13 protein-coding genes are annotated in these 14,111 nt (G+C 42.6%); 7 read left to right on the top strand and 6 right to left on the bottom strand.

Features of this window, described 5'->3' with window-relative positions:
- Window positions 1–160 precede the first annotated feature (160 nt).
- Entirely contained in the window at window positions 161–787 is a 627-nt protein-coding gene (locus tag QNO02_RS14850; RefSeq protein WP_143023566.1) for a hypothetical protein, read from the top strand.
- A gap of 304 nt (window positions 788–1,091) precedes the next feature.
- Here QNO02_RS14850 and QNO02_RS14855 read toward each other — a convergent pair whose 3' ends face one another.
- Window positions 1,092–1,367, bottom strand: a complete 276-nt coding sequence (locus QNO02_RS14855; protein WP_091030401.1) for a hypothetical protein — start codon at window positions 1,365–1,367, stop codon at window positions 1,092–1,094.
- Between the two features lie 186 nt (window positions 1,368–1,553).
- Between QNO02_RS14855 and QNO02_RS14860 the strand changes: the two genes are divergently transcribed.
- Window positions 1,554–3,170 carry a helix-turn-helix domain-containing protein gene (locus QNO02_RS14860; RefSeq protein WP_289392601.1) on the top strand — a complete coding sequence of 539 codons (1,617 nt, stop codon included), beginning with the start codon at window positions 1,554–1,556 and terminating at the stop codon, window positions 3,168–3,170.
- Window positions 3,171–3,198: 28 nt separating this feature from the next.
- Window positions 3,199–4,944: a cache domain-containing sensor histidine kinase gene (locus QNO02_RS14865; protein WP_036615764.1), complete on the top strand. Its 1,746-nt coding sequence runs from the start codon at window positions 3,199–3,201 to the stop codon at window positions 4,942–4,944.
- Window positions 4,945–5,049: 105 nt separating this feature from the next.
- On the opposite strand, the gene QNO02_RS14870 is transcribed toward QNO02_RS14865, so the two are convergent.
- The 4 genes from QNO02_RS14870 to QNO02_RS14885 all read right to left on the bottom strand — a co-directional run bounded on the left by QNO02_RS14870 (window position 5,050) and on the right by QNO02_RS14885 (window position 9,740).
- Window positions 5,050–5,940 carry a carbohydrate ABC transporter permease gene (locus QNO02_RS14870; RefSeq protein ID WP_289392602.1) on the bottom strand — a complete coding sequence of 297 codons (891 nt, stop codon included), beginning with the start codon at window positions 5,938–5,940 and terminating at the stop codon, window positions 5,050–5,052.
- An 18-nt stretch (window positions 5,941–5,958) separates the two neighbouring features.
- Window positions 5,959–6,849 (bottom strand): ABC transporter permease, encoded by an 891-nt coding sequence (locus QNO02_RS14875; protein WP_289392603.1) that lies wholly within the window; start codon window positions 6,847–6,849, stop codon window positions 5,959–5,961.
- 89 nt (window positions 6,850–6,938) lie between these two features.
- Window positions 6,939–8,543 (bottom strand): type 2 periplasmic-binding domain-containing protein, encoded by a 1,605-nt coding sequence (locus QNO02_RS14880; protein WP_289392605.1) that lies wholly within the window; start codon window positions 8,541–8,543, stop codon window positions 6,939–6,941.
- A gap of 186 nt (window positions 8,544–8,729) precedes the next feature.
- Window positions 8,730–9,740, bottom strand: coding sequence for an alpha/beta fold hydrolase (locus tag QNO02_RS14885; protein WP_289392606.1), 1,011 nt, complete (start codon window positions 9,738–9,740; stop codon window positions 8,730–8,732).
- A gap of 124 nt (window positions 9,741–9,864) precedes the next feature.
- On the opposite strand from QNO02_RS14885, the gene QNO02_RS14890 reads away from it, so the two are divergent.
- Both QNO02_RS14890 and QNO02_RS14895 read left to right on the top strand, forming a co-directional pair.
- Complete coding sequence (locus tag QNO02_RS14890) at window positions 9,865–10,749, top strand: LysR family transcriptional regulator (RefSeq protein WP_289392607.1); 885 nt, start codon at window positions 9,865–9,867, stop codon at window positions 10,747–10,749.
- A 111-nt stretch (window positions 10,750–10,860) separates the two neighbouring features.
- Window positions 10,861–11,325 (top strand): NUDIX domain-containing protein, encoded by a 465-nt coding sequence (locus tag QNO02_RS14895; RefSeq protein WP_165980276.1) that lies wholly within the window; start codon window positions 10,861–10,863, stop codon window positions 11,323–11,325.
- Window positions 11,326–11,487: 162 nt separating this feature from the next.
- Here the strand turns inward: QNO02_RS14895 and QNO02_RS14900 are convergent, their stop codons facing one another.
- Window positions 11,488–11,835: a winged helix-turn-helix transcriptional regulator gene (locus QNO02_RS14900; RefSeq protein ID WP_036615751.1), complete on the bottom strand. Its 348-nt coding sequence runs from the start codon at window positions 11,833–11,835 to the stop codon at window positions 11,488–11,490.
- Window positions 11,836–11,969: 134 nt separating this feature from the next.
- On the opposite strand from QNO02_RS14900, the gene QNO02_RS14905 reads away from it, so the two are divergent.
- Window positions 11,970–12,884 carry a DsbA family oxidoreductase gene (locus tag QNO02_RS14905; RefSeq protein WP_289392609.1) on the top strand — a complete coding sequence of 305 codons (915 nt, stop codon included), beginning with the start codon at window positions 11,970–11,972 and terminating at the stop codon, window positions 12,882–12,884.
- 375 nt (window positions 12,885–13,259) lie between these two features.
- Window positions 13,260–14,102, top strand: coding sequence for a CPBP family intramembrane glutamic endopeptidase (locus QNO02_RS14910; protein WP_289392611.1), 843 nt, complete (start codon window positions 13,260–13,262; stop codon window positions 14,100–14,102).
- The last annotated feature ends 9 nt before the right edge of the window (window positions 14,103–14,111 follow it).

Consider the following 14,111-nt stretch of genomic DNA (forward strand, 5'->3'; position numbering starts at 1 on the left):
TTCAGTCTATTGAGTAGACAATGCTGTCGGTTGTCGTTAATGAAGAAAATTTCAATAAATCAATTTTTATAAATTTAACTAAACCCCAAAGGATGCAGTACATATACTCCTTGGGGTTTGTTTTGATATAATAGTTTTTTTATGTCTATGAAGGAGATGGATGATGGGGAAATATAAGTGGGATATTGTTTTTTATTTGGCCGTATTTTTAATTGTTGTGTACATGAAGATGAATGACCAATCTCTGTTTTGGATACTTGGGGTCGTTCTCACCGCTACTCTGATCATGTTTACCATTCGTATTTTTTATCCTCTTGGTTGGGAAACACGCATGGAGCGCGTGGAGGCTTTTCTACGCAGACAGGAGAATACCCCAAAGCTTTATATCTATTACGCTCTTGCAAACAGACTTGATGATGAATTGGAACACACAATAGAGCGCATCAGAAATGAGGACACGAATAAAAGGACACAAGCAGTATATAATGCAGCTTACGGCTCCTATCACAACGACTTGGTAGCTGTTCGTACTGCGGTGCAGAATATGCGTAGATCGGATTATCGTACATATTATGAAACGTATTTGCTTATGGAAGAAGGAAGAAGCGAGCAGGCGAGGGAACACTTGAAATCCATTAACAAGGTCTGGATGAGATCTTCGCTTCTTGCAGCGATCGAACTAAAAGCGGGACAACGCGAGACTGCGATTCAGCAATTACACGAAGCAATGCATGCTGTCAGAGGTGTCCATCGTTATATGATATTTAAGGAATTAGAGAGATACTAGGGCGTGTCTCAAAACTCGCTGAAGTGCATCTTTTATCGCCTTTTCGCCCCCTGCTGCGTCACTTTCCCTTGACGTGCCCCGGCACGCCTGCGGAAAACTTTCTGGCTTGGAACGAAAATTCGGCAAAATCTGCTTCCTTCGGAGTTTTCAGACACGCCCTAAACGTTGAACAAAAATCTTTCTTGGCATTATAGTACAACTGACACGGATAAAAGCTTGTTCCACATAGGAGCAGGCTTTTATCTTTAGTCTTGAAGGATAGGAAGGACAAGAGTATGAGAATCTTAAAGTCTTTTAGTCCCCTTTACATAACAACAGATGATTCAGCCGTTTTATTTTTCTTCGCAAGCGGCTTTTTCCTTAGTGTCCTATCATACAGATATGGCTTTCCATGATAATCCCGTGCATGCTTTTGTTTCTGCTTTTTATGTATATCAACCTTGATCTCCAGATTGGCAACGTTATTCTGGAATTCAGAAGCAACTCGTTTGCACCATTTTAATCCACTTTCTTCAGATGCGCTGAAATGAACGCGTAATAGATATCCGTTCACTGTTAATTCAAACTTGTATAAATTCATGATATGTATCCTTTCCATACGGTCATTTTATGCTACATCAAATACGATAATCTGATTATAACAGGAACATACGTTCTGTAAAAGTGATATTTATGATACCCGCAATGTAATAAGGTTCGCTAGACATCTTTGCAAGAGTTCGTTTAATGGTAAAATATCTAAAAATGGTTCATGTTGGGGGATATCATGTATAAACTGATGATCGTAGATGATGAATTGCTCATGCGGGTTGGAATTCGTTCCATGCTGAATTGGGAAGAGTACAATTTCTATGTTGTTGGTGAAGCGGGAAATGGGAAAGAGGCATTAAGCCTTGCGCTTGAAGTGATGCCTGATCTAATTATTACTGATATCAAGATGCCGATTATGGATGGGCTGCAGCTTATACAAGAGGCCTCCTGCGTACTGAAAACCTGTAAGTATGTCATCCTGAGTAATTTTGACGAATTTCATTATGTGAAAGAGGCACTAAAACTTGGTGCTTCAGATTATTTGATTAAAAGCGAGATCACCGAATCCTCCCTTATTGACCTCCTGAGCACTGTTGGACAGAAACTGCAAAGTGAACATGTTCACCCAACCAACACACCCTCTATAACACAGGACTATTCCAAGAGCCTAAGATATCTAAAGGATAGTTTCTTCCAAGATATTGTAAGCGGATTCATCAGTGAGGAAGATATCGTCACCAAAGCGGAAGAATTGCATTTTCGTATACGTTCGGACCAGTTGGTTGTCATGAAGTTCATCGTGAATTATTACGAGGATGCAAAGCGGAAATATGTAGAGAAGGGGGAAAAGCTGCTCCGATTTTCAATTCTTAATATTATGGAAGAGATCATTCCTTCGAAATGGGAGAAAGAAATTTTTGTTGAAAGTTCCTCTGAATATTGGGTGATCGTCAATGTACTTCCTGAGAGCCAATCTGTACACGCCGACTTGAATAAACTATGTAATAAATTACTGTCTTCGATCAAGGATTTTATGAATCTGTCGCTCACGGCTGGGGTAAGTAGAATGACTTCCGGTTTCCCTCACATCAGGAAGGCCTGCCAAGAGGCGGAAATGGCTCTACAACAAGGTTTCTTCACAGGTAGCAACCAGGTATTGTATTACGAGCATATGGTTCAATCCCCAGATCGACATGAAGTTAAGGGGGCTTTGAGCCCGCAACAAGAACGAGATTTGTTGAAATTGTGGGTAAGCAAAGACAACCAAAAGGCGGAAGAGTTCCTTGAAGGAATCCGATCCAATCTGGAACAGCTACGAGCAGATGAGAATAGCATTCGCAAGCAATATATCATGGTAATGGAAACGATACATTCCCATCTATCCCGAGCTACGGAAAGAGGTGCACCTTCTTTAACAGAGAAATCACCCTATGAAATTGTTCTAAAGGGGGAGTATTGGGAGGATATCCACCGAGATATGCTTGCTCATATTGCGTATTATTTCCAAACCGATTCCCAAATCAAACAGGAAAGCACTTACACCGATCTCGCCACTGAATTGATCGACAAGTATTATGCGGAAGATATCTCACTGCAAAGTATCGCTAGCCAAATCAGTGTGAATCCGTCTTATCTCAGCCGTGTGTTCAAACAGGAACGAGGAGAGAACTTTATTACGTACTTGACCCGAGTTCGAATTGAACATGCGAAGGCGTATCTGTTGAGCAGAGGAATGAGAGTGTATGAAATCGCAGAAAAGGTGGGCTACCATAATTACACGTACTTCAGTAAGATTTTCAAAAAATCGGTAGGTGTCACTCCTGAGGAATATCGAGAATTACAGCAGGGATGAAAGTAATCGGTGAATAGAGGTGCAGCATATGAAGCATGTTCGTCCCTTCCGAATCAAGTACAAAATTATGGTGATCTGTATGACGGTAATTATCCTTCCCGTATTGGTGATGACAATCAACTCGTATTACTCCTCAGAGCGTTTATTGGCACAGAACTATACAACGTTACTAAACGATCTGGCCAAACAAACGAATATTCGCATTGACGAGTTCCTCAAGGAGATTGAGAAAATTTCGCTGCTAGCCAGCAATGGCCTTAGTGACAATCTGTCTGCGACTCATGAAGGGAGTTTTCCGATCCAGGATTTCCTGCGAGAGGGTGATGAACAACATGAGATTGCCGCATACAATATTCTGATGAATTACATCATGATGAAAGATCGCGTATTCTCCATCTACCTCTACAATATGAACGGGGGTCAAGACCTTTTTGTAAGTCCACATCAACCCATTGATCCAAACTTCAAAGTAGCAAACGAATTGTGGTTTAAAAAGTTTATGCATGATAGTGATAGAACCATTACCCTCACAACACGAATCGATGAGCAATTGGAGAATAAAATACTGGCAGTTTCACACGCTCGTAAAATTCATGATGTGACTAGTGGAAAACTGCTTGGCGTTATCGTTGTCAGCATTGATATCAAATTCATTGAAATCGTCAACCGAAACTTGCAGGAAGGACTACGCTCCAGATTCATGATCGTTGATGAGGATGACAAAATCGTATATAACGTGAACGAACGATTAATCGGGACACTGTTCCGGGACAACGTTCGTCCGCCTGAATCAGTAAATGTCGTGGTGACCAGTCCCCTTAGTCAGCAAAAATGGACAACTTACTTATATATGCCTTTGGATGAGCTGACTGCTGATGGCAAAATATTAGGCCGTAATCTGGTGACGCTTGCCATCGTCATTGTTCTTTTTGCTGCCGTCATATCCATCTTTTTATCTCACGTGATCACAACTCCCATTAAAAAACTGCTACGGAATATCGCTCTAGTCGAGAAAGGGCAGTTTGAACAAGTTGAACCTATTGGCTCCAGAGATGAGATTGGACATTTATCCATTCGATTCAACAGAATGTCACACGAATTGAAGCGAATGGTCGAGCGGATGCAGCAGGAAGAAATAGAAAAAGCCAAGGCCGAGATGCGTGCGCTCCATGACCAGATCAAGCCTCATTTTCTGTATAACACCCTTGGGTCGGTGAAATGGATTGCCTCGATGCAGCAGGCTGATAAAATCGTGGAAATGACCGATGCACTAATCTCGATGCTCCGCTATGCAACAAAATCCGATGGAACCCTCGTAACCATTCGTGAGGAACTCGATAATATAACGAATTACGTAACGATCCAGAATGTCAGGTACTATGATTGTATTCAGATGAGGTATGAGATTGAGGATAAAGTGTTGGATTATCACATGCCCAAAATGATCCTGCAGCCCATTGTGGAGAACGCGATTTTTCATGGTCTGGCTGAGCTTGAGGAAGACGGAATCATTACCATTCGGATTCAACTGCGGGTGGATACAGTTGTAATCGAAATCTGCGATAATGGCGTTGGTATGGATCATCATACGATGCAGAATCTATTGGAAGAGAAGCCCGGTGCAAGTACGGGAACGAATGGGATTGGATTGCATAATGTACAGCGGCGGATTCAACTCCATTTTGGGAAACCCTATGGAATACAGGTGGAGAGTAAAATGGGTGAAGGTACCATTTTCTCCATTCTGCTGCCTGCCATCATAGAAGCCAAATAGTCATTCATGCTTTCATTTAAGCATCTCATAATGCGGTACAACGATCATAAAAATAAGTTTAGATATAAACAAAGGGCTCGCAGTATGAACTGCAAGCCCTTTTGTTCACCCTTTGACGCTACCTAGCACCAAACCTTTGGTAAAATATTTTTGTAAAAACGGATACACGAGTAAAATCGGAATGGCACCCAAGAACATCTGAGCGGCGCGCCCCGTTCTGGCGTTCATCATGGACAACAGCTGCGTATAATCTGACCCAGATTTCAGCATGATTTGCTCAAAACTTTGCAGGAGGGTCTGGAGGTAGCTTTGCAATGGATAATTGTCTGGATTGTTCATATAGATAATGCCATCGAACCACGAATTCCAGTGGGCAACGATACTGAACAAACCAACCGTAGCGAGAGCGGGCTTGAGAAGTGGTAGTAGAATACGAAGCAATACCTGTACAGGCCCAGCACCATCGATAATTGCTGATTCTTCAATTTCCTCGGGCAGCCCCCGAATGAAATTCATGAGGATAATCATACTGAATACGGGGAGGGCCCCAGGCAGGATCAGAGACCAGATGGAATCGATTAGTCCCATTTTGACAACCACGAGATAGGTTGGAATTAGTCCTCCACTGAATAACATGGTTATTATGAAAAATCCCATATAGATATTACGCCCCATCAATTTTTGTTTGGATTTGGAGAGGGGATAAGCTGTGAGTACGATCAGAACCAGATTCACCAACGTTCCTATAACGGTTCGTTGAATGGCTACCCAGAGAGAGGAGAAAAATGATCCTCCAATTAATGCAAATTCATAGGCTTTTGTCGTAAATTCCACAGGCCAGAACGTAACACTCCCCGCAGATACAGCCGCGCTGCTGCTGAATGAAACAGCCAGCAGGTTGATAAACGGCAGGATACATAGGAGAGAGATTAGAAGCAATATGGTGTAGTTTATGATAAGAAATACACGCCTGCTCATACTTTTATCATAGATCATAATGTGAGTTCCTCCTTCTTAGAAGATACGATAACCAGCCACTCTGTAAGCCAAGATATACGATACGGCAACCAGAACACTGGAAATGATCGATTTGAATAACCCGACAGCGGTACCAATTGAATACTGTGCCTGCTGAATTCCCAGACGGTAGACATAGGTATCAATAATATCACCGGTCTGATAGACAACAGGGGAGTAGAGATTATAGATCTGGTCAAAGCCAGCATTGAGTACGTTACCAAGCGATAATACAGTCATTAAAACAATGGTTGGCATGAGAAGAGGCAAAGTAATATAGATGGTCTGCTTCCACCGTTTCGCTCCGTCGATCACCGCGGCTTCGTAAAGTCCCGGATCAATACTGGTCAGGGCTGCCAAATAAACAACCGTGCCAAACCCGAAACCTTTCCATATGTCACTCACAATCATCGTCCAAGGAAAAATAGAAGGTGTGCCAAGAAAGGAGATCGGTGCAATATCAAATACACTTAGAAATGTATTGATAATGCCGTCGGAGCTAAGGATATCCAGCATGATACCAGCCATAATGACCCAAGAGAGGAAGTTCGGAATGTAGACAAGTGTTTGAAATGTACGTTTGATTCCACTGTGCAGTACCTCGTTAAGCAGTAACGCGAAAATTACGGGCACGATTATACCACCGATAATCTTAAAGACAGACATGTACAATGTATTCCAGATCGTTCTTACGAAGTTCGGCTGATTAAATATGTGGGTGAAATTATCCCATCCTACCCATGGCGAGTTAAAGCCGAGGCCCGGATTGTACTTCTGAAATGCAATAATAAGTCCGTAGAAAGGGATGTAACAAAAGATGAAGACCAAGACCAGGCTTGGAATCAACATGAGATGGTAAGGACTCTGCTGCTTCCATTTTCTCAACATTCATATTCCTCCGTTCATCGTACGCCAAATGTAATCGCTATCAAATAAAGGGGAGAGATCCCCTCATCCCCTCTTTGTGACAAACGAGATTATTTCTTCCCGTAGGCTTCATTAACTGCCTGGGTTGCATTATCGCCCCCGGCTGCGCGCCAATTCTGGACAATAACATCGAAATAATCGATACTTTCGCTACCCATAATGATCTTGGTGAAACCTTCGGTCAGGATATCATCCAAGGTTGTGCCGTAGCTTGAAAGTATTTCTGGCGTAACACCCCATAAGGCCGTCTTTGTATAGTTCTCGCTGTCCAGTACTTTCTTGGCAAGACCATACGCATTCTTTGGAGCCCCTTGTTGCAAATAATCACCAACTGCTCCTGGGGTTGCATTCTCCATGAATTCCACACTGTTGTTATATTTTTGCCACATTCCCGAAGTTGTGAGTCCACTGGTATCCTTGGATTGAAGGGCAGCGGACACCGCCTCAAATTGCTCGTAATCTGAATTCGGATTAAGTACACGGAACGCTCCAACAACATGGGCAATATCGTTGTCCAGCAAGGCGGATAACGTTTCTGTCGATTCCTTGCCATTGCCTTCATCCACAATATAAGCGTAGTCGTTCAAAATTTTGATCACTTCTTCAGGGCTCTTAAATCCCTTTTTCATGACGATATAATTGTTGTTGGCGAAAAAGATGGATTGTTTGGCTTCCTTCCCATCAACGGTAGGGATGATATAAGGGTAGAAGATGGCGTCCTTACCCAGATTGGATACCGTATCGACACCCGGATTATAACCCCACCATTGGTAATAAGGCTGCATTCCCACTTTACCGGCTACAATGTCCGCGTTCATCGCATTAAAGTCTTTGATTGCAAATTCCGGATCAATAATGCCTCGCTTGTACCATTCTGACCACTCCGCCAGCGCATTTTTCATCTCAGGCTGCACGGAGCCGTACACGAGTTTTCCAGTGCTATCCTCCATCCACATATCCGGATGCGCATTCCATGCAATGGCCAGCAGGTTGAGGTAATCCAACGATTGGTCTACCGCTATACCATAACCGCCATGCTTTTCCATGAATTTTAGTGCGATATTTTTGATGTCTTCCACAGATTTCGGATCTTGGACTCCCAATTCTTCTTTCCAGTCGTTCCGAATCCAGATGAAGTCTGGTTGTTCAATTAATCCCCAGTGCATCTGTGGTATCCCGTACAGCTTACCGTCCTTCTTTCCAGATTCGTAACTGTCTGCATCTGCTTCCATATAACCTTTGAGACGATCTGAAGCGTGTTGATCAAAGACCTCGGAAAGGTCCATGACCATATCTGCCTCGACTAACTGTCTCAGTTGTGATGGATTAACTCTGAATACGTCAGGAAGATCGTTCGATGCGATAGCCAAATTGAGTTTTGTATCGTACTCATCGCTAACCCAGTCTGTTTTGACATCGATATTAAACTTCTCTTTGTATCGCTTAATCCATACATTGTTGGTGATATCGTCGCCCTTTGGATATTTTGCAGAAGTGTATTCTGATGTTACGGTATGAATGGTGGTCGTTCCAGCCTCGTTGGAATCCGTGTCCGTCGTTGAACCTTTATCAGCACCGCTTCCATTGCTACAGGCTGCGAGTAATAAGGTTGACATGCACACAGACAAGACTAAGGCTTTCGTTTTCTTGTTCATTTCTTTTCCCCCTTATCAGTCATATTTCAATAACGCTTTCTTGAAAATATTCTAAACGAGAAAGGGGGAACGGGATATAAAGGTTATTGACGAGAAGCGGTATCTTTTTTTACTTTTGAGTCGTAGCGGAGAAAAGATAAATGAGCTTTGTGCACTTTTTTTACTTTGTACTCCTTCTTTTTTTACTCATGTCTCCAAAAAATGCTTTAGATGACGATCGATAACGATTGAATCCTCTTCGTTTGCTCCGATTCCAAAGCAGTGTCCCCACTTGGACTCTATAGGTTGATACACAGCGTTTGGCATATGCTGAGCATCATACGCACTATCTTCTGGTGTGAAGAACAAGTCACTTGATCCTGGCATAACGAGTGCAGGAGAAGTGATCTTGCTTAATGCCTGTTCGAAGTTGCCGTCATCTACGGGATTATCGCTAATGTCTCCATATATTCCTGTACGCAACATGGTAATCAAGTCGTTAGCATCGAAGGGAAGAAATACCTGATCCCAGTAATCTTCTACATAAGATTTCAAGGTGTCGTAACCCTCAGATTGGTACAATTTCTCCAAATAGTACGCCTGCGAGAACCCCCATGGAGCATAAGCTCTTCCCATCGCTGCGAGACCGGCAACCGGAGGGCGCTCATATCTACCATTTTCATAATTTGAATCTGCCTGTAACGCCGCGATCATTGCTTCGAATACCAACTGTGTATGCGGTCTGCTCTTTGCCGTTCCGCCGAAGGGGGCAATACGTTCGACCATCTCAGGATAACTGGTACCCCATTGATAAACCTGCATGGCTCCCAGAGACCAGCCCACAACAAGTTTAATTTTGGAGATACCAAATTTTTGAGTGATGAGTTGATGTTGGGCGCGCACATTGTCATACATGGAGATGAGGGGAAAGTTGTCCTTATCGTATGGGGCAGAGGTATTACTTGGAGAGGACGATAATCCGTTACCCAACATATTGGGCACAACGATAAAATGACGACTGGGGTCCAGTGCCTTGTCTGTTCCAATTAACCATTCATTATCTGTGTGAATTCCAGCAAACCATGTTGGGACAACAATAACATTGTCCTTTGCCGCATTTAAGTTTCCATAGGTCTTGTAAGCGATAAAGGCTTGAGGGAGCTGTTGTCCCGATAGAAGTAATGTATCTCCAAGGTTATATGTTTCATAATTGTTCATAGATTGATTCTCCTTATAAAATAGTAATAACTTGATTTCACTCTACAATACGTCTATTATCAATTCAACGAAACGTTATCGAACATATCATTCATTTATTTTGAACTTAGGAGGTGCCTGATTCATGGAAATACGCCAGCTAAAAACCTTTTGGACACTTGCATCGACCTGCAGCTTTAGTCAAACTGCTGAATTATTGAGCTATGTACCATCTACCATAACCATGCAAATCAAATCGCTGGAAGAAGAGCTTGGGGTGAAATTGCTGGATCGATTAGGCAAAAAGGTCGTGTTAACGGATGCTGGCCAACAGTTTCTGCCTTACGCCACTAAGATATTAAACGATGTAGAGGAAGCAAAGTGCATATCCAGTCAGCACGGAGAATTGGCGGGAACGGTTGTGATCGGAGCAGATGAAGTGCTGTGTGCATATCTTCTTCCAGCCTTGTTCAAACGCTTCCGAGCGGACTATCCTAGAGTGCGGTTATTGTTCCGCCCCCTGTCTGGGCAAGAGCTTAAATCGAGTCTGAGAGAAGGGCATGCCGATGTCGTTTTTGTATTGGATGAGCCTATGAATTACAAAGACCTTCATTCAGAGTTTTTAAAGGATGAGACCTTTCAAATGGTCGTTTCTCCCGATCATATGTTAGCATCGCGTTCCGCGTTGGTCATTGATGACTTCCACAAACAGCATTTTTTGCTGACCGAAAAGAACTGTTCGTATCGCACTTATTTTGACCAATCCATAACGAAGAAAGGTGCAGATGCTCTGACAGAGCTGGAGTTTCATAGTGTAGAAGCCATTAAACAATGTGTTGTGGCTGGTCTAGGGATCGCTTTATTACCTGAAATGGCTTTGAAGAAAGAGTTGAGCGATGGGGAAGTGGTTGCTCTGCCGTGGGATTTATCAGATGTGTCCTTTTCAGCGCAAATGCTCTGGCATCGGGAAAAATGGATCTCTCCGTCTATGGCTGCTTTCATGGAGGTCGCCAAGAGTGAGTTGATTTGATTGTTCAGAATTTGTTTAGATGTATGTGTTAAAATATTCTTCATGGAGATCGAGGAGTTAAATGGAATCAACCTTCAACAACATGATACAGATATATATGGGGGATTAGCAATGGAAAGAAAGATTAGAAATTCTGCAAAAGCATTGATCATTAAAGACGGGAGAATGCTTGCAATGAAGCAGGATGATAATGATGAAGTCATCTACATCCTGCCTGGTGGGAGCCAGAATGCAGGTGAAACGCTGACGGATGCTGTGAAGCGTGAAGTTGCGGAAGAAATCGGAATAGATGTAGAACCGTTATCACTGGAATTTGTCATTGAAGGGGTATACGGTGAAGCTCTTCATCGTGTAGATTTTGTTTTTTTATGCGAGTACATAGGTTTGATGGACCAAGATAGTTCTATTCTGCCAAGTGACGAAAATCAAGTGGAATATGAATGGCTCGAAATTAAAAATATAAACGAACTACCTTTATTTCCTTCAAAATTACGAAAGCAGATCATTAGATTGGTTGAGGGAGAAAAAACGGTTATGTATTTAGGAAATGAGGAAGATGACGACCTGAATAGTTAGATGTGTACACGTCGTAAACAAGCGGCCGTCTTGTATTTATAAAGGAAAGGCTATTTCAAAGGACATGATAGTCCAGTGAAATAGCCTTTTTACCGTTGAACAAAGTGTACAGAGCGATTCAAAAATGAACATCTATGGTAAGGGGTTAAATTAGGCCAGGAGTTATATATCTTGTTGCTTCACGCCTGCTGTCATATTTTTCTGACCCCATATTACCATGGATTCAATTAAAGGAACCAATTCCTTGCCTGATTCTGTGAGCGAATACTCCACTCTCGGTGGCACCTCGTTATATTGCTCCCGATGCACGATGCCGTAATGAATCAAATCCTTCAAACAGTTCGTTAACATCGTTCCGGTAATGCCAGGCAGTCTTCTTTTTAATTCATTGTAACGTATACAGTCATTTTCACTGAGGATTGCCAGGATCGGAAGATTCCACTTGCCTCCAATGACCTGAAATGCATAAGTCGCTGGACATAACTGATCGAAATTAAACTCGTATTTCACTTGATACCCTCCAATAGTATACTTTTTGATACTAAGTCAGAAAAAGAATCGTACTTGTTCAGAAGATTGTAGACATTATAATCAAACTAACACAAGAAAATCAATTCATAAGACAAGATAAAGGCGGGATACACGTGAGTAACGAATCTATGATGTGTGATCTGGAAACAGGCGTATGTGGTGTGAGCGAGGAAGAGGCTATGCAAGAAATCAATCTGAATCACGTTGAGAAAAAGATAACTCTTTATTACGCAACAGATCCGATTTGCTCTCACTGCTGGGCGCTTGAGCCTGTGCTTCATCGGTTTATTGAGGAATACGGCCATTATTTTACGCTGCAAATCAAAATGGGTGGGCTACTGGCTAACTGGAATGGTTTCTCGGATGGCGCTAACGGGATTCAGAAACCTTCGGACGTTGCAGAGCATTGGAAGGAAGTGGGTGAGCATTCACGCATGCCCATCGACGGTTCCTTATGGCACGATAATCCAATACTTTCTTCCTATCCGCCATCTCGCGTATTTAAGGTGATTCAGAGTACACACCCTGGTAAAGAGCAGGACTTTTTAAGACGTGCGCGTGAAGCCGTGTTTGCATTTAATCGAAATATTGGAGAAGATGATGTGCTGACGGATATCGTCAATCAACTGGGTTTGAATGGTAAAGAAGTGGTTGAGGCGGCTGCACAGCAATCTGCACAAGAGTTATTAGAGGAAGACTTTGAGAGTGTCGCTAGTTTGGGAGTTAGAGGTTTCCCATCAATTATCATTGTGAATGAAGAGAACCAAGGGTTGAAAATTGTCGGAGCGCGTTCTCTTGAAACATATGTGCAAGCACTTCAGCAGGTGCTGGATGTTGATCTGAAACCAAAACAGATAACCTCGTTGGAGCAGAAAATCAATGAGGGACACCTTCTTTTTTCTAGAGAAATGGAGGTCATGTACAATATCGAAAAGACTGATGTTGAATCATATGTGAAATCTGAATTGGCAGAGCACACATATCGTATAGGTCATATTTTGAATGAGATGTATATTGAGCATATCTGAGGGAAAACAAGAAATTGAATTAGCACACTTTTACCGAAGGATTATTATCAATATTGAGATGAGCCTCGATCCGGTGTGATTTTAAATATTCGCAGGCTATATGGCGTGACCAGCTATAGATGCCGGGCAAACGGACAATCCAATCATTAAGTACTCGTAATGGACAGAATATGTTTGAGTACACGCACTCATTAATCCAACGGGCAGGTCACATATGTGGCTTGCCCGTTTTGTGTATCATTGAGTAATAAATAAGTTTAAACCAAACTTACTTTTGACCTAGACCAGAGCTGATACTAATAAGCACATCATAAGCTATAGGGAGACTTGATCACGAGACTTCAAACCATTCAAGTAAGGAGTGTTGGACCTCAGATGAGGAAAATTATTCAGTTTCCGTTGGTATGGATGTTTGCAGGAGCATTTATTTTGGTAGTGTTTGGCTCAATATTTAGCAGGATATTTATTGGTTCGGATGGCTTCATATCTATTGTGCTGGCCCTGGCTGGAGGTGTTCTTTCCATCGCTATATACTGGCTTATCATGAGATTTCTAGCAGGTCAGCGCAATGTTGAAGAGATACATAGAAAAAGGGCAGGAACCGAGACCATTTTTGGTGCGTTTGTTGGACTGATTTTTATTGGGGTTTCTGTCGGTGTCATTGTTTTGCTTGGGGGATATACGTTCACATGGTCTACCGAACATTCCATCACGCCCATATTCGCTTTGGCGATTAGTGCGGCTATTGTAGAAGAGTTGGTGTTCCGTGGTTTGTTCCTGCAAGCGATGGAAAAACTGATCGGAAGCTGGATCGCGTTGGCCGTAACTTCGCTCTTTTTTGGTTTAGCCCATCTCGCTAACCCTGGAGCCACTATCTGGAGCTCTATTGCGATATTCATAGAGGCAGGTGTGTTACTGGGGGCAGGATTTCTGTGGCGGCGAAACCTGTGGTTTGTCATGGGACTCCATTTTGCCTGGAATGCGTTTGAGGGCATGTTAGGTATTCCAGTTTCGGGCATGGCATTGGACGGTTTATTTGAAGTTCAAATGACAGGTTCAACACTTCTGACTGGAGGAAGCTTCGGGCTTGAAGCCTCCATCGTACCGATGATCGTCAGTTTACTGATTGCAATCCCTATGCTGATTAACGCTTACAGGAACGGCAATATTATAAGTAAGAAGAGAAAATCCTCTAATTCACTTCATCCCCCCCAATAATATGATTAC

The organism is Paenibacillus sp. PK1-4R (assembly GCF_030369595.1).
In the GTDB taxonomy this organism is placed as follows: Bacteria; Bacillota; Bacilli; order Paenibacillales; family Paenibacillaceae; genus Paenibacillus.

Excerpts from the sequence above, each read along its gene's own strand:
- QNO02_RS14850 (WP_143023566.1), top strand. The coding sequence starts at position 161 with ATGATGGGGAAATATAAGTGGGATATTGTTTTTTATTTGGCCGTATTT.
- QNO02_RS14855 (WP_091030401.1), bottom strand. The coding sequence starts at position 1,367 with ATGAATTTATACAAGTTTGAATTAACAGTGAACGGATATCTATTACGC.
- QNO02_RS14860 (WP_289392601.1), top strand. The coding sequence starts at position 1,554 with ATGTATAAACTGATGATCGTAGATGATGAATTGCTCATGCGGGTTGGA.
- QNO02_RS14865 (WP_036615764.1), top strand. The coding sequence starts at position 3,199 with ATGAAGCATGTTCGTCCCTTCCGAATCAAGTACAAAATTATGGTGATC.
- QNO02_RS14870 (WP_289392602.1), bottom strand. The coding sequence starts at position 5,940 with ATGATCTATGATAAAAGTATGAGCAGGCGTGTATTTCTTATCATAAAC.
- QNO02_RS14875 (WP_289392603.1), bottom strand. The coding sequence starts at position 6,849 with ATGTTGAGAAAATGGAAGCAGCAGAGTCCTTACCATCTCATGTTGATT.
- QNO02_RS14880 (WP_289392605.1), bottom strand. The coding sequence starts at position 8,543 with ATGAACAAGAAAACGAAAGCCTTAGTCTTGTCTGTGTGCATGTCAACC.
- QNO02_RS14885 (WP_289392606.1), bottom strand. The coding sequence starts at position 9,740 with ATGAACAATTATGAAACATATAACCTTGGAGATACATTACTTCTATCG.
- QNO02_RS14890 (WP_289392607.1), top strand. The coding sequence starts at position 9,865 with ATGGAAATACGCCAGCTAAAAACCTTTTGGACACTTGCATCGACCTGC.
- QNO02_RS14895 (WP_165980276.1), top strand. The coding sequence starts at position 10,861 with ATGGAAAGAAAGATTAGAAATTCTGCAAAAGCATTGATCATTAAAGAC.
- QNO02_RS14910 (WP_289392611.1), top strand. The coding sequence starts at position 13,260 with ATGAGGAAAATTATTCAGTTTCCGTTGGTATGGATGTTTGCAGGAGCA.